Annotated in this window: 13 protein-coding genes; 8 read left to right on the forward strand and 5 right to left on the reverse strand. The window is 55.9% G+C overall.

The window, feature by feature from the left end; all coding sequences use genetic code 11:
* Positions 1–6 precede the first annotated feature (6 nt).
* The 5 genes from MHI24_RS23930 to MHI24_RS23950 all read right to left on the reverse strand — a co-directional run bounded on the left by MHI24_RS23930 (position 7) and on the right by MHI24_RS23950 (position 3,637).
* Positions 7–936 carry a phosphotransferase gene (locus MHI24_RS23930; RefSeq protein ID WP_340022017.1) on the reverse strand — a complete coding sequence of 310 codons (930 nt, stop codon included), beginning with the start codon at positions 934–936 and terminating at the stop codon, positions 7–9.
* Positions 937–1,009: 73 nt separating this feature from the next.
* Positions 1,010–1,462 (reverse strand): GNAT family N-acetyltransferase, encoded by a 453-nt coding sequence (locus tag MHI24_RS23935; RefSeq protein ID WP_340022018.1) that lies wholly within the window; start codon positions 1,460–1,462, stop codon positions 1,010–1,012.
* Complete coding sequence (locus MHI24_RS23940; protein ID WP_340022019.1) at positions 1,459–1,959, reverse strand: hypothetical protein; 501 nt, start codon at positions 1,957–1,959, stop codon at positions 1,459–1,461. The genes MHI24_RS23935 and MHI24_RS23940 overlap by 4 nt, the downstream gene beginning before the upstream one ends.
* 104 nt (positions 1,960–2,063) lie before the next feature.
* Positions 2,064–2,588: a GrpB family protein gene (locus MHI24_RS23945; protein WP_340022020.1), complete on the reverse strand. Its 525-nt coding sequence runs from the start codon at positions 2,586–2,588 to the stop codon at positions 2,064–2,066.
* Positions 2,589–2,686: 98 nt separating this feature from the next.
* Entirely contained in the window at positions 2,687–3,637 is a 951-nt protein-coding gene (locus tag MHI24_RS23950) for an alpha/beta hydrolase (protein ID WP_340022021.1), read from the reverse strand.
* Between the two features lie 292 nt (positions 3,638–3,929).
* Here MHI24_RS23950 and iolG point away from each other — a divergent pair, with 292 nt between their 5' ends.
* The 8 genes from iolG to iolE all read left to right on the forward strand — a co-directional run bounded on the left by iolG (position 3,930) and on the right by iolE (position 13,459).
* Positions 3,930–4,976 (forward strand): inositol 2-dehydrogenase, encoded by a 1,047-nt coding sequence (iolG, locus tag MHI24_RS23955; RefSeq protein WP_340022022.1) that lies wholly within the window; start codon positions 3,930–3,932, stop codon positions 4,974–4,976.
* Between the two features lie 41 nt (positions 4,977–5,017).
* Positions 5,018–5,848, forward strand: coding sequence for a 5-deoxy-glucuronate isomerase (gene iolB, locus MHI24_RS23960; protein ID WP_340022023.1), 831 nt, complete (start codon positions 5,018–5,020; stop codon positions 5,846–5,848).
* Positions 5,849–5,998: 150 nt separating this feature from the next.
* Positions 5,999–7,009, forward strand: a complete 1,011-nt coding sequence (locus MHI24_RS23965) for a LacI family DNA-binding transcriptional regulator (RefSeq protein ID WP_340022024.1) — start codon at positions 5,999–6,001, stop codon at positions 7,007–7,009.
* A gap of 314 nt (positions 7,010–7,323) precedes the next feature.
* The gene (locus MHI24_RS23970; protein ID WP_340022025.1) at positions 7,324–7,746 is read left to right on the forward strand and encodes a hypothetical protein; all 423 of its coding nucleotides are present in this window, start codon (positions 7,324–7,326) and stop codon (positions 7,744–7,746) included.
* Between the two features lie 228 nt (positions 7,747–7,974).
* The gene (iolC, locus tag MHI24_RS23975; protein ID WP_340022027.1) at positions 7,975–8,985 is read left to right on the forward strand and encodes a 5-dehydro-2-deoxygluconokinase; all 1,011 of its coding nucleotides are present in this window, start codon (positions 7,975–7,977) and stop codon (positions 8,983–8,985) included.
* Between the two features lie 49 nt (positions 8,986–9,034).
* Positions 9,035–10,495 (forward strand): CoA-acylating methylmalonate-semialdehyde dehydrogenase, encoded by a 1,461-nt coding sequence (locus MHI24_RS23980; RefSeq protein WP_340022028.1) that lies wholly within the window; start codon positions 9,035–9,037, stop codon positions 10,493–10,495.
* Positions 10,496–10,518: 23 nt separating this feature from the next.
* Complete coding sequence (gene iolD / locus MHI24_RS23985; protein ID WP_340022029.1) at positions 10,519–12,465, forward strand: 3D-(3,5/4)-trihydroxycyclohexane-1,2-dione acylhydrolase (decyclizing); 1,947 nt, start codon at positions 10,519–10,521, stop codon at positions 12,463–12,465.
* Positions 12,466–12,562: 97 nt separating this feature from the next.
* Positions 12,563–13,459: a myo-inosose-2 dehydratase gene (gene iolE / locus MHI24_RS23990; RefSeq protein WP_340026768.1), complete on the forward strand. Its 897-nt coding sequence runs from the start codon at positions 12,563–12,565 to the stop codon at positions 13,457–13,459.
* Positions 13,460–13,815: the final 356 nt, after the last annotated feature.

Genomic DNA, 13,815 nt, shown 5'->3' on the forward strand with positions numbered 1-13,815 from the left:
CCTCATCTACGTATGCATAAACTCAATCTTGCTCCTGTACAGATTCAGAATCCGCACCTGTTCCTCGCTAAGCTCCTCGTGGTTCCAGTACATATGTATCAGGTTGTACTCGAACAGCTCCTTCAGTCTCAGGAACAGCGGCAACTGTCGGGACATCTCAGCGGAGAGGGGATGCTCTTCCTTGTATCCGTCCGTGATCGCCTTGGTAATTGAACGTTTATAGTCCATGAGGTTCTGTCCGCCCGCGAACGAGAACTCAAGTGCAGAGTAGATCGGCACCGCCAGATCATAGACGTAATAATGCCGCTCGAAATCCTGCCAATCAATCATCGTCAACGCCGAGTCATTGTCCACCAGGATATTCTCCAGCCACAAGTCACCGTGAATGATACCGTAATTCGCCTCATCCTTCGGCAGCTTGCGGACCAGCTTGAGCACATCCTTGGCAATATCCCGTATGGCCCGCTCTTCGGCAGGAATGTACTTGAGAAAATCATATTCATCGTTATCATACCAATGCGGAATCAGCGTGGCAGCTTCAGACTGCAGGTACTCTTTGCCCACCTTATGCATACGGCCGATTTCCTGTCCAAGGGTTCTGAATACAGCTTGGTTCCATTTGGACCGGGGCAGGTGGATTCCGGTGGCCGCCCTGAACAAGACCACGGACTTCTCTTCTTCATCCAGCAGCAGGGTGCTGACAAGCTGATCTTGCATGGAGGGAATCACCTCAGGCACCCGTATGCCCTGATTGAACAGATACGCAGTCCATTGCACTTCTGCTAATTGTTCTTCATACGTCTTGTAATTCGTGATCCGGACGAAGAACACCCCTTTATCCGAGTGACAACGGTACATTTCGTTGGTGACCGCTTCCACACTGGAGAATGGAACAGGATAGGTGGTATTCAGAAAATGCAATATCTGTGCTTCCATAAGCTACGATAACCTCCCCATTAAAAATCGTGCTGCTCCTGTCGACCATCAAGTCCTGCCAGCTCCACTTTGTCTATAGGTCCTGTGACAACCGGATCATATCCACCACCTGCATCCCGTTCTCATAGATGGCTTCACTGTAGTGTCTGATGAAAAAGTCCCTGTCGATTCCAGTAATCCGGAAGCCGCATTTCTGATACAGCGCAAGCTGGCCGATACTGGAGTTGCCTGTGCCGATCTCCAGCGTTTGGTATCCGAGCCGCTTAGCCTCCTGAATCGCGTGATTCACCAACTGCTTGCCGATGCCCTGGCCCTGGTACGCCTCATCCACGGCAATATTCACCAGCTCGGCAGTCTCCGGCCGGGTAGGCAGCAGCACATAGACACCAACCACCTGTTCGTCCTTCTCGGCGATGAAGCATTGCCCTCTTGCTACATAATCCTCAACCAGCTTCGGAGAAGGATCAGCCAATAAAAGCAATTCGGTAGGGGGGTGTTCACCCGTATGTAAACTTCTAATTTTCATGTTCGTACCCCGTTTCTCTCTTGATTATCGCTCCATGAATGAAGCAGCGTCCCGTTCTTTTTTAACTGGCTGTACCGGAGCGCATTCCTGCTCTTGAGTTCATGAAATAGCCCGTAATAGTCCCGCTCCAAGGCGGCCCAATCGCTGTATTGTCCATTTCCGGAGAATTCTCCGGTTGGAAAGCTGACATTGGTCTCGTTGAAAATTTGGCCATGGGAGGTCTGCCATTCAGGAATCGTATCCTTCCATTCGGCATAGAGATGCCCTTTCCATTTATCTCCTAAAGCCGATTGTAACAAGTTCTTATTCACGGGATCAACTCCCCGGAACATCTCCAGCCCGGCGGGACCAAGATCCATGAAGAGGTTCCCGCAATTGGAGCACTGGTAGGCTGATTTGAACAGGCGAGTGGTTAAGGATCTGATCCTCATAGCCGCTTCTTCTTTATCTTGGGGAGACGGACCAGACTTTTCAATAGCAGCATCGATCTCATCCATCAGATCATCCTGATCCTGGTCGGCAATGAAGTATCCTTTATAGGGCAAATTATCCGTATTATCATGGATTCGATGTCCGCATTCACATCTGAAATTCATCGATTTCACCTCACATCAGAACGCAGACTCGCGTACCAGGAAAGCGCCAGTTGTTCCATCGAGCTGACAAAAGATTTTTTGGCCGGGCCATACTGACTTGTATCTTCGTAGCGATCCGCTAATTCTTGTTTGAACTGGCTGTATCTTGCTGTTTCTTCCGGATGCGCCCGCAAATAATCTCTAAATATAAGATGCCGCTCAATCTGCGGGTTGTCTGCCTGATAACAATGAATGTGATGCGTCCGTGCCTCACCGCCTTTACGGAAAAGCCTCCTGCCGGGAATTCCCCATTCTCCACCTGCCTCATACCCGTGCAGAGACATCTTATCGTTATAAGAGTCGATTGTGCCTATGTCTTTAACAATGCACATCATATCAATCACGGGTTTGGCTTTCAGGCCCGGTACTGAGGTGCTGCCAAAGTGCTCGAAACGGACAATTTCATCCGTAAAGATAGTTGTTAAAAACTCAGCCTCCTGCTGATAAAGTCTTATCCAGTCTGGATCATATTCGCTAAGTCTGACCTTCATACACAAAGTCCTCCTCCAACCAGTTCAAGCTAGATTGATATAACTTCAGTCTAGCATTAAATCCCAGTCTTTAGTGGTAAAGAACATTTATAACTCTTCTAAACGTGCAATAGACTCAATACGGAATCTATAACCGCTTGCGGTTGATAGAGTTGAATAGAATGCCAGCTATCCTGAACGATGATCTGTCTGGTCTTAGCGGTTAACTGGAGGAGCCTCTTCTGTGATTCTTGCCACTCCTGATTCTGCCTTCCGGCGGACAATACGCGGATTGGTAAATCCGAAGCTAGAGGCTCTGACTCTACTAACTGGAGGGCACTTTCTATAGTGCAGAGAGATTCCAAATATGCCGCTTTATACGCATTATTGCGATATCCTAGTGTATTCACTGTATGTTGAACTGGTGGAGGCAGCCGTTTGGCACCAATAGATTGTTTGAATAGACGGGGCAACCCTATCGGGGATAAAAGATAACCCAATCTTAGCCGTCTCAGGTGCCGCAGCCGCTCTTCATATCTGGTTTGATTAAAAGTGGATTCTATGAATCTTTGCTCATGCGTGGAGTCCACCAGAATAATCCCGGCCACCTCTTCAGGAAATGCTGAAGCAAACAGCCGCATAATCATTCCGCCATAGGAGTGCCCTACAAGAATGTAAGGGGGCTCTAACTCTAGCTGTATTAATAGCTGCCTTAAGTCGCGAAGATAGCCTTCGCAAGTCGGCTCACTGATAGGTGTAGTGCTCCAACCGAAACCAGCCCGGTCATAGGAGAGGACCTTGGTATGTTTGGCTAATTCGGGCTGAACCAAAGACCAATCCAGAGCACAACCGCCCATTCCCGATTCTAATAGAATAGTAGGAAGATTACTTGAGCTGCTGCCAGTCACAATCGCATGAAGATGGTGTGTGCCCACTGAGATCAGTTCTCCTGGAGCCTTATATTGATGCAGAAAATATTTAGAAAGAGCAGCTTGTATCAATGTGAATGGAAGTCCGATCAGAGAAATAATGACACGAAGCAGGCTTTCGGTAAAATTAATTTTGCTCATAAGTCACCCCGTTTGCTGTTCTAACCTGCATAATATAGGAATCATTTATTTATTAAAGAGAAATCTCGCGGTATCTATTTCCTATTTTAAAATATAAGGATTTATATATTTCACACGATAACTTATCCTTATATTTCTCGCTGAAACGATACCGTCCTTAAAAAGGACGGCATAACCGTTTCCACTTGTTTCAGCAGCCTCCGCCAAAAGATTTGCTTGAAGCTTCCCGAAGCATGAAGTATACTGTTCTCGGGAAGGTTAAGCGCTTACCCTCTGGGGAGGATAAGCAGATATGGTACAACCAATTACAGTCGGCATTATCGGGGCAGGAAGAATCGGGCGCCTGCATGCGGATAATCTGCGTGCGATGCCAGCGTTCAAGCTGAAATCTATTGCAGAGCCGATGATGAGTGAGGATTTGCTGGCCTGGGCGGAGAGCAGGGGGCTGGGGTCTGTTTTTGCTGCGGGTGAAGATATACTGAATGATCCTGAGATCGAAGCGGTGTTCATCTGCACGCCGACCGATACCCATGCCTCCTGGATTGAACGGGCTGCGCGGGCGGGGAAGCATATTTTCTGCGAAAAGCCGATCAGCCTGTCATCCGAAGAGACCCTGCGGGCCTTGCAGGTGGCGGAGGACGCGGGCGTGCTGTTGCAAGTTGGCTTCAACCGCCGGATGGACCCCAGCTTCCGCAAGCTGAAACGTCTGGTTCAGTCCGGTGAGCTGGGGAGTCCGCATATTGTGAAAATTACCTCGCGTGATCCGCAGCCGCCGGGTGAGGCTTATGTGCGCTCCTCCGGCGGGATGTTCATGGATATGACGATTCACGATTTCGATATGGCCCGTTATCTGGTGGGCAGTGAGGTGGCTGAGGTGTACACCCGGGGGGCGAACCTGATTGATCCGATGTTCGGCCGTTGCGGGGATGTGGACACAGCCGTCATTACCCTGACCTTCGAGAACGGGGCGATCTGTGTAATTGATAACAGCCGCAAGGCTGTATATGGCTATGACCAACGGGTGGAGGTATTCGGGACGCTGGGTTCCGCAACGGCCGACAACTGCCGGCCGACGACGGTGGAGGTATCCACTGCTACTTCGGTTACCCGCGATCAGCCGGAGCATTTCTTCCTGGAGCGCTATAATCAGGCGTTCATGGAGGAGATTGCCGCTTTTGCCCGCTCGGTACGGCTGCAGGAGCCGGTGATCTGCAGCGGCCGTGACGGTGAGGCGGCGCAGCTTATTGCCGAAGCGGCAAGGGCCTCGTATCTGAGCGGGCTGCCGGTCAAGCTGGCTGCTGCCGCAGGGGAGGGCGCGTCTGAGCTGCAGGTTTTGTAAGCGGATGCATTCGATGATGACAGGTAGAAGGGGGAGCGAAAATGTCTAAGCTGCTGATTAAGGCCGGAGCGCCGGATAAGGACGGCCGTGTGGCTGCGGTCAGTCCGGAGAGTGCCGGATGGAAGTATGTCGGGTTCGAGGTGTATCAATTGCAGGCCGGGGCTACGCTGGAACGTGACAGCGGGGGGAACGAGACCTGCCTGGTGCTGCTGGCGGGCAAAGCAGATATCCAAGTGGATGGTGAATTGTTCGCGGACATCGGCGGACGCATGTCGGTCTTTGAAGATAGGGCTCCTTATGCTGTATATGTTCCGGCGGGAGCGCATTATAAGGTGGCGGCGCTGACAGAGTTAGAGCTTGGCGTCTGCCTTGCTCCGGGAAGCGGGAAATATCCGGCACGGCTGATTACCCCCGCGGATGCGGCTATAGAGGACCGGGGCTATGGCAGCATGTCGCGCAAGGTGGTTAATATTCTGCCTGAGCAGAGTGAGGCCGAGAGTCTGCTGGTGGTCGAGGTGCGCACGGGCGGCGGCAACTGGTCCAGCTATCCGCCGCACAAGCATGACCGGGAGAACCTGCCGGCGGAATCCTATCTGGAGGAGACCTACTATCACCGGGTCAATCCCGCCCATGGCTTCGTGGTGCAGCGGGTTTATAATGATGACCGCAGCCTGGATGAAACGATGGCGGTCCCTGACCGCAGCATTGTGCTGGTACCGGAGGGCTATCACCCGGTCTCCGCACCGCCGGGGTACGATTCATATTATCTTAACGTGATGGCCGGACCGGTGCGCACGTGGGTTTTTCACAATGATCCTGATCATGAATGGCTGTTCAAGCCGGGAGCAGGTGCGCCTGCGGGGGAAGAGTAACCGGAAGGCTGGCAGTTTCATAGTGTGAACTTAAGGCTTCCGCTGGGCGGGGGCCTTTTTGCGCTACTGCAGCGCTTAATAGACACCGCCGGACGACTTCCCTATAATCTAGGTATACAAAGGCATGAACGTAAAGGCGGGCTTAATACAATGAAACCTACGATCTATGATGTGGCACGGGAAGCAGGCGTCTCTATCGCTACGGTGTCCAAGGTACTTAATAATAGCGGGCGGATCAGCAGCAAGACGCGGGAGAAAGTAACGCAGGTTATGGAGGAGCTGAACTACCAGCCGAGTCTGGTCGCCTCTGCCCTGACGAGCCGCCGGACGGGGACGATCGGGCTGATGATTCCTGATATTGCGAACCCTTTTTTTGCGGAGACGGCCCGGGGGATCGAGGATGTGGCCCAGGAGCAGGGCAGCGACCTAATCGTGTGCAGCACGGACCGCAGCGATGAGAAGGCGTCCCGGTATATCTCGCTGCTGCTGCGCAAACGGGTGGACGGCCTGATCATCGCCTCCCATCCCGGGAATCCTGAGCTGATCCGCAGCATGCTGGCCGATCATGTGCCGCTGGTGCTGTTCTCGGCTGATATCCGCTCGATGGAGAGCCACAGCGTTACGGTCGATGATTACAAAGGCGGCTATCAGGCGACAGAATACCTGCTCTCCCTTGGTCACCGCAGGCTGGGCATCATCTCCGACAATCTTCCGGGGAGCAAGCTGCGGGTGGAGGGCTTCCTGGATGCACTCAAGGCGGCGGAGATTGCTTGGGACCATCCGGCCAATATGATACATACTTCGGCCACGCTGGAGAACGGCCGTACGGCAGCGGCGGCGATGCTGAATCAGGCGGAGGATGTGCGGCCTACAGCGATTTTTGCCTGCAACGATCTGCTGGCGATCGGGGTGCTGAAGGAGGCGCGCAGCGCCGGGCTGTCCATTCCCCGCGACCTGTCTGTGGTCGGCTTCGACAATACGGTGCTGGCAGAGATCTGCCATCCGACATTGACCAGCATCGCCCAGCCTTTGCGCGAGATGACGGAGCAGGCGATGCTGCTGCTGAACGAATCGATCAGCAACCCGGCCAGCCCGAAGCGCAAAATCATGCTGATGCCGGAGCTGGTCATCCGCCATTCGACGGGGCCGGTTCCGCAGTAAGAAGACACTTTCTTTGAAGACCCGTTCCGGCTGCGGCTGGGGGCGGGTCTTTTTTGTGTGCGGTGGTGGGGAAAGAGCTTGAGTGTGTGGGGGAACGTAGGCCGTATATGTGTGAAAAACCAAACACATTCGGCGTGGCGGAGGCGTGAGGACGGATTGTATGCGAAAAACCGAACAGCATTCGGCGTGGCGGAGACGTGTGGGCGGAATGTATGCGAAAAACCGAACACATTCGGCGTGGCAGGGTAGCGTGGGCGGAATGTATGCGAAAAACCGAACACATTCGGCGTGGCGGAGGTGCGTGGGCGGAATGTATGCGAAAAAGCGCACACATTCGGCGTGGCGGAGGCGTGCGGCGGAATGTATGCGAAAAAGCGAACACAATCGGCGTGGAGGAGGCGCGTGGGCGGAATGTATGCGAAAAACCGAATACATTGAGCATGGCGGAGGTGCGTGAGCGGAATGTATGCGAAAAAGCGAACACATTCGGCGTGGTGGAGGCGAGCGGGCGGATTGTATGCGAAAAACCGAACACATTGAGCGTGGCGGAGGCGCGTGGGCGGAATGTATGCGAAAAAACGAACACAATGGGCGTGGTGGAGGCGAGCGTGCGGAATGTATGCGAAAAAGCGAACACATTCGGCGTGGTGGAGGCGAGCGTGCGGCATGTTGAGATCGCTTTCAAAATAACGATTGCCAAACGCAGCGATCTAAACTATACTGGAGAGGAAAATTAGGTTAAGCGCTTACCCTACCCCGAGAAATAACCAGATAATCTGCATCCAATTTATATTTGCCAGCATTTTTTTAGCCAACTATATTGCTCAAATACTTATTCATCAATTTTTATCAATCCATCATTCAATCAATCAACAATCTATCTATCTATCAATCAATCATCACTCTTTATCAATTACTCATTCACTCAATTACCTTTTCCCTAGCTTGATCAAGGAGGCATCACTATGAACGGTTTACAGTTCGACCGGGCCCGGAGGCTGGATCTGATTGCCGTGGGCCGGCTGTGTATTGATCTGAACGCCAATGAGACGGGGCGGCCGATGGAAGAGACGATGACCTTCACCAAATATGTCGGCGGCTCTCCGGCCAATATTATCATCGGGGCAGCGCGGCTGGGACTGCGTACCGGCTTCATCGGCAAGCTGGCGGATGACCAGATGGGCCGGTTCATCCGCAGCTATCTGCAGAAGGACGGCATCGACGACAGCCAGGTCTGCGTGGACCGGACGGGTGCGGTGACGGGGCTGGCTTTTACAGAGATCAAAAGCCCGCAGGAATGCAGCATCCTGATGTACCGCGACCGCGTGGCCGATCTGCTGCTGAATACGGAAGAGATCTCGGAGGCGTACATCGCCAGCGCCAAGGCGCTGCTGATCTCCGGTACGGCGCTGGCCCAGAGCCCTTCCCGCGAAGCGGTCTTCCTGGCGCTGGAATTCGCCCGCAAGCATAACGTGACCGTGTTCTTCGATCTCGATTACCGCCCGTATACTTGGACATCTGCCGCGGAAACGGCGGTCTACTATAACCTCGCAGCCGAGAAAAGCCACTGCATCATCGGAACCCGCGAAGAATTCGATATGATGGAGAATCTGTACAATCTGGCGGGCGCAGACGATCAGGCGACAGCAGCGCGCTGGTTCGCGCATCAGGCAGAGCTGGTGGTCATCAAGCATGGCGGCAGCGGGTCGATCGGCTATACAGCGGATGGGCAGAGCCACCGGAGCGGGATTTTCCCGGCCAAGGTACTTAAGACGTTCGGCGCAGGCGATTCTTATGCTTCGGCCTTCATCCATAGTCTCATGAACGGACACAGTGTCAGCGAGGCGATGCGGCGCGGAAGCGCATCCGCTTCGATTGTCATCTCCCGCCACAGCTGCTCCGATGCTATGCCAACCCTGGAGGAGCTGGAGGACTTCCTGCGCACCAACGAGGAGATTGCCGCAGGCGCACAATAAGCAAACATAAGCAGCAGCTTAATATATAGAACCGAAGGAGTGGACGTAAATGACAGAGCAAACGGCACAGGTTTTGAAAAATTACATTGACGGCCAGTGGGTAGCAGCGGATGCGGCACAGACGGAGCCGGTAACCAATCCGGCCACGGGTGAGCTGCTGGGCAACGTACCGCTGTCGTCCAGAGCGGATGTGGACCGGGCGGTGGCGGCGGCTAAGGAGGCTTTTGCGGGATGGTCCGGTACACCGGTGCCGCGCCGGGCACGGATTCTGTTCCGGTACCAGCAGCTCCTGGTAGAGCACTGGGAGGAGCTGGCCAAGACGATCACGCTGGAGAACGGCAAAAGCTTCAAAGAAGCCTACGGCGAGGTCCAGCGCGGCATTGAATGCGTAGAATTCGCAGCAGGTGCTCCGACGCTGATGATGGGCCGGCAGCTCCCGGATATTGCGACTGGGATCGAGTCGGGCATGTACCGCTATCCGATTGGGGTGGTCGGCGGGATTACCCCGTTTAATTTCCCCATGATGGTGCCGTGCTGGATGTTTCCGCTGGCGATTGCCTGCGGCAATACCTTTGTGCTGAAGCCCTCGGAGCGGACACCGCTGCTGGCAGCGCGTCTGGCGGAGCTGATGGAGGAAGCCGGGCTGCCGAAGGGAGTGCTGAATGTGGTGAACGGCGCGCATGAGGTGGTGAACGGGCTGCTGGAGCACCCGGAGGTGAAGGCGATTTCTTTTGTCGGGTCGCAGCCGGTGGCGGAATATGTCTACACAAAAGGAACGGCTCACCTGAAGCGTGTCCAGGCGCTGGCCGGAGCGAAGAACCACTCGATCGTGCTGGCGGACGCCAACCTGGAGGCCTCAGCCTCGCAGATTGTGAATGCGGCCTTCGGCTCTGCCGGGGAACGCTGCATGGCCTGCTCGGTGGTTACGGTGCAGGAGGAAGTGGCCGACGAGCTGATCTCCATCCTGCTGCGGGAGTGCAACAGTATGACGATCGGGAACGGTCTGGAGGAGGATACATTCCTGGGGCCGGTGATCCGTCAAGGGCATAAAGAACGGACGGTTGCTTACATCGAACAGGGCATCGCCGAAGGGGCGAAGCTGCTCCGGGATGGCCGGGAGGATGCTGCGGTGCAGGGAGCGGGGTATTTTATCGGGCCGACCGTGTTTGACGGGGTGACGGAGGAGATGAAGATCTGGCAGGAGGAGATTTTTGCGCCGGTGCTGTCGGTGATCCGGGTGAAGGATGTGGCCGAGGCGGTGGAGATTGCCAACCGCTCGCGGTTTGCGAACGGGGCATGTATCTTTACGAATGATGGCGGTAAGGTCCGCTACTTCCGCGAGCATATCGAGTCCGGGATGCTGGGGGTCAATGTTGGGGTGCCCGCGCCGATGGCGTTCTTCCCGTTCTCGGGCTGGAAGGATTCGTTCTATGGCGATCTTCATGCGAATGGAAGCGACGGGGTAGAATTCTATACGCGCAAAAAAGTCGTCACTGCCCGCTGGCAGTAGACAAGGCGAAGGGAGGACATGAAGTGGAACGTATCCGTTTAACAACCGCACAGGCGCTGGTTAAATTTCTGGATCAGCAATACGTCGATTTCGGCGGCGGGCCGGAACGCTTCGTGCACGGGGTATTCACCGTGTTCGGGCATGGCAATGTACTCGGTCTGGGGCAGGCGCTGCAGGAAGCGCCGGGTGAGCTGACGGTATATCAGGGGCGCAATGAGCAGGGCATGGTCCATGCGGCGGCCGCGTTCGCCAAGCAGAGCCGCAGGCGGAAGATTATGGCCTGCACCGCTTCTGTAGGGCCGGGCTCGGCCAATATGCTGACCGCTGCCGCCACGGCGACGGCGAATCAGCTTCCGGTGCTGCTGCTGCCGGGGGATACTTTTGCCACCCGGCAGCCTGATCCGGTGCTCCAGCAGATGGAGCATACCCATAACCTGTCGATTACGGTCAATGACGCCTTCAAGGCGGTCAGCAAATACTGGGACCGGGTGACCCGGCCGGAGCAGCTGATGTCGGCAATGCTGAACGCCATGCGGGTGCTGACTGATCCGGGGGATACCGGAGCGGTGACCATTGCACTGCCGCAGGATGTACAGGGCGAAGCGTGGGACTATCCGGCGGACTTCTTCCGCAAGCGGATTCACCGGGTCATCCCCCGGCTGCCGCATCCGCAGGAGATCGCTGCTGCGGCGGAGCTGATCGCCGGGAAGCAGCGGCCGCTGCTGATCTGCGGCGGGGGCGTACGGTATGGGGATGCCGGGGCGGCGCTGCGCGCTTTTGCCGAGAAATTCGCCATTCCGTTCGGAGAGACCCAAGCCGGCAAAAGCGCCGTAGCCAGCAGCTTCGAATATAACCTCGGCGGCATCGGCGTAACCGGGAACGGCTGCGCGAATGCCCTGGCGCAGGAGGCGGATCTGGTGATCGGCGTCGGTACCCGGTTCACGGATTTCACTACAGCATCCAAGAGTCTGTTCAGTCATCCTGAGGTAGAATTCCTGACGCTGAACGCCTCGCCGTATCATGCGGCGAAGCTGGATGCGCTGGCGGTGGTCTGCGATGCCGCCGAAGGCTTGAACGCGCTGGCCGCAGCGCTGGAGGAGCGGGGCTACCGTTCTGCGTACGGGACTGATATTGCGGAGGCTAAGCAGGCGTGGGCTGTGGAGAGAGAACGGCTGGCTGGTGTGGAATATCCGGGGGATACCGGGAGTAACGGTGTTTTCACCCCTGAGGTGGATGGTCATTTAGATGAGAAGCTGCCGGAGTACGCAGAGACGCTGGGCACTTCGCTGACTCAGACGCAGGTGCTGGGGATCATCAATGAGGTTATTCCGCAGGATGCGATTGTCATTGGAGCCGCAGGCAGTCTGCCGGGAGATATGCAGCGGATGTGGCAAGCGGAGGTGCCGGATACCTACCATATGGAATACGGCTTCTCGTGCATGGGGTATGAGATTGCCGGGGCGCTGGGCATCAAGCTGGCTGAGCCGGAGCGCGAGGTCTACGCGCTGGTCGGGGACGGCAGCTACCAGATGCTGCATTCCGAGCTGGTCACCAGCCTCCAGGAGCAGCGAAAGATCAATGTCCTGCTGCTGGACAATGCCGGGTTCGGCTGCATCAATAATCTGCAGATGGAGCAGGGGATGGACAGCATGGCGACAGAATTCCGCTATCGCGGCGCTGACGGGCAGCTTAGCGGTGACCTGATGCGGATTGACTATGCAGCGAGTGCTGCCGGTTACGGAGTGCAGACCTTCCGCGCCTCGACTGCCGGGGAGCTGCGCCAGGCACTGGCCGCGGCCCGCGAGTCGGAGCGTTCTACGCTGATTGATATCAAGGTGCTGCCGAAGACGATGACCCACGGCTACGGCGCGTGGTGGAATGTCGGAGTAGCGGAAGTGTCCGGCCAGGAGGCGGTGCAGGCGGCGTACAGCCGGAAGCGCAGCGGGCTGGAGCGGGCCCGTAGCTACTGAGCGGGCAGCGCTGCATGTGCGCGGGGAAGGCAGATGCCCGCACAGTGAAAGAAGGAGTCTGCCATACTTGGGATTGTGGAAGGGGTAGAACATGAGCATGTTCCGAGACAATGCCGTCCAGCTGGCCATTGCTCCAATCGCCTGGACGAATGATGATATGCCTGAGCTGGGGGGCGGCAATACGTTCGAGCAGTGCATCAGCGAGATGGCGCTTGCCGGATATGAGGGCAGCGAGGTGGGCAACAAGTATCCCCGCTCCCCGGAGGTGCTGCACCGGGCGCTTGCGCTGCGCGGCCTGCGGATTGCCAGCGCCTGGTTCAGCGCCCACCTGACCGTGCGGCCGTATGAAGAGACGGCGGAAGCTTTCTGTGCACACCGGGATTTCCTGCATGAGATGGGCGCCAAGGTCATAGTCGTATCCGAGCAGGGCCGGAGCATTCAGGGGCAGATGGATACGCCGCTGTTTGCGCATAAGCCGGTTTTTACGGAGGAGGAGTGGGGGGCTCTGGCGGTTGGGCTGGGCGGACTAGGACGGTTGGCGGCGGAGAAGGGCATGACGCTGGTGTATCACCATCACATGGGCACCGGCGTGCAGACCGCAGCGGAGATTGCCCGGCTGATGGCGCTGACGGACCCCGGCGAGGTGTCGCTACTGTATGATACCGGACATCTGGTTTTCTCTGGCGAGAATCCGCTGGAGGTGCTGCGTCAGCATCTGCCCCGGATCAGGCATGTCCACCTGAAGGACATCCGGCCGGAGGTGGTCGAACGGGTGAAGGCAGAGGGGCTTAGCTTCCTGCAAGCGGTAAAAGCCGGAGCCTTCACCGTACCGGGGGACGGCTGTATTGGGTTCGGGGAGATTTTTGCAGAACTGGCTGCTTCCCCGTATACGGGCTGGTTCGTCGTCGAAGCAGAGCAGGACCCCGCGCTGGCCGACCCGCTGGAATATGCGATCAAGGCTCGGAGTTATATCCGCGAGCTTAGCGGGTTGTAGCGGGGTGCAGTCTATAAGTCCAAGGACAATAGTCCTTGGGCTTGCTGGTATTGTGGAAGAGTGGTTACTTAGAGAGGAATACTTCACCCTGCGGGGTGATTTTGTGCGTGTATGAGTTTGTAAACTAATCCTGCACAAATTGCAACAATGTTAATACATATGAGCGGCCTGGGCGGAAATCCTGCTCAAAATGCAACAATGCCAGCTCTAACTTGCTCCAATCACCACAATTCTTGCAAAAACTGCAACAATACTCCACAGCCAGCAACCAATTTAGAAAATTCCTGCAAAATGTGCAACAATGCTGCTCGACGGGAGCGGTGAGTGCGGCGAAAGAGGGCAGGATGCTGGAATGA

Origin of the sequence: Paenibacillus sp. FSL K6-1096 (assembly GCF_037977055.1) — a bacterium.
Taxonomy (GTDB): Bacteria; Bacillota; Bacilli; order Paenibacillales; family Paenibacillaceae; genus Paenibacillus_AQ.

Excerpts from the sequence above, each read along its gene's own strand:
- MHI24_RS23930 (WP_340022017.1), bottom strand. The coding sequence starts at position 936 with ATGGAAGCACAGATATTGCATTTTCTGAATACCACCTATCCTGTTCCA.
- MHI24_RS23965 (WP_340022024.1), top strand. The coding sequence starts at position 5,999 with ATGAAACCTACGATCTATGATGTGGCACGGGAAGCAGGCGTCTCTATC.
- MHI24_RS23935 (WP_340022018.1), bottom strand. The coding sequence starts at position 1,462 with ATGAAAATTAGAAGTTTACATACGGGTGAACACCCCCCTACCGAATTG.
- MHI24_RS23950 (WP_340022021.1), bottom strand. The coding sequence starts at position 3,637 with ATGAGCAAAATTAATTTTACCGAAAGCCTGCTTCGTGTCATTATTTCT.
- iolG (WP_340022022.1), top strand. The coding sequence starts at position 3,930 with ATGGTACAACCAATTACAGTCGGCATTATCGGGGCAGGAAGAATCGGG.
- MHI24_RS23970 (WP_340022025.1), top strand. The coding sequence starts at position 7,324 with ATGCGAAAAAGCGCACACATTCGGCGTGGCGGAGGCGTGCGGCGGAAT.
- MHI24_RS23980 (WP_340022028.1), top strand. The coding sequence starts at position 9,035 with ATGACAGAGCAAACGGCACAGGTTTTGAAAAATTACATTGACGGCCAG.
- MHI24_RS23945 (WP_340022020.1), bottom strand. The coding sequence starts at position 2,588 with ATGAAGGTCAGACTTAGCGAATATGATCCAGACTGGATAAGACTTTAT.
- iolB (WP_340022023.1), top strand. The coding sequence starts at position 5,018 with ATGTCTAAGCTGCTGATTAAGGCCGGAGCGCCGGATAAGGACGGCCGT.
- iolC (WP_340022027.1), top strand. The coding sequence starts at position 7,975 with ATGAACGGTTTACAGTTCGACCGGGCCCGGAGGCTGGATCTGATTGCC.
- MHI24_RS23940 (WP_340022019.1), bottom strand. The coding sequence starts at position 1,959 with ATGGATGAGATCGATGCTGCTATTGAAAAGTCTGGTCCGTCTCCCCAA.
- iolE (WP_340026768.1), top strand. The coding sequence starts at position 12,563 with ATGTTCCGAGACAATGCCGTCCAGCTGGCCATTGCTCCAATCGCCTGG.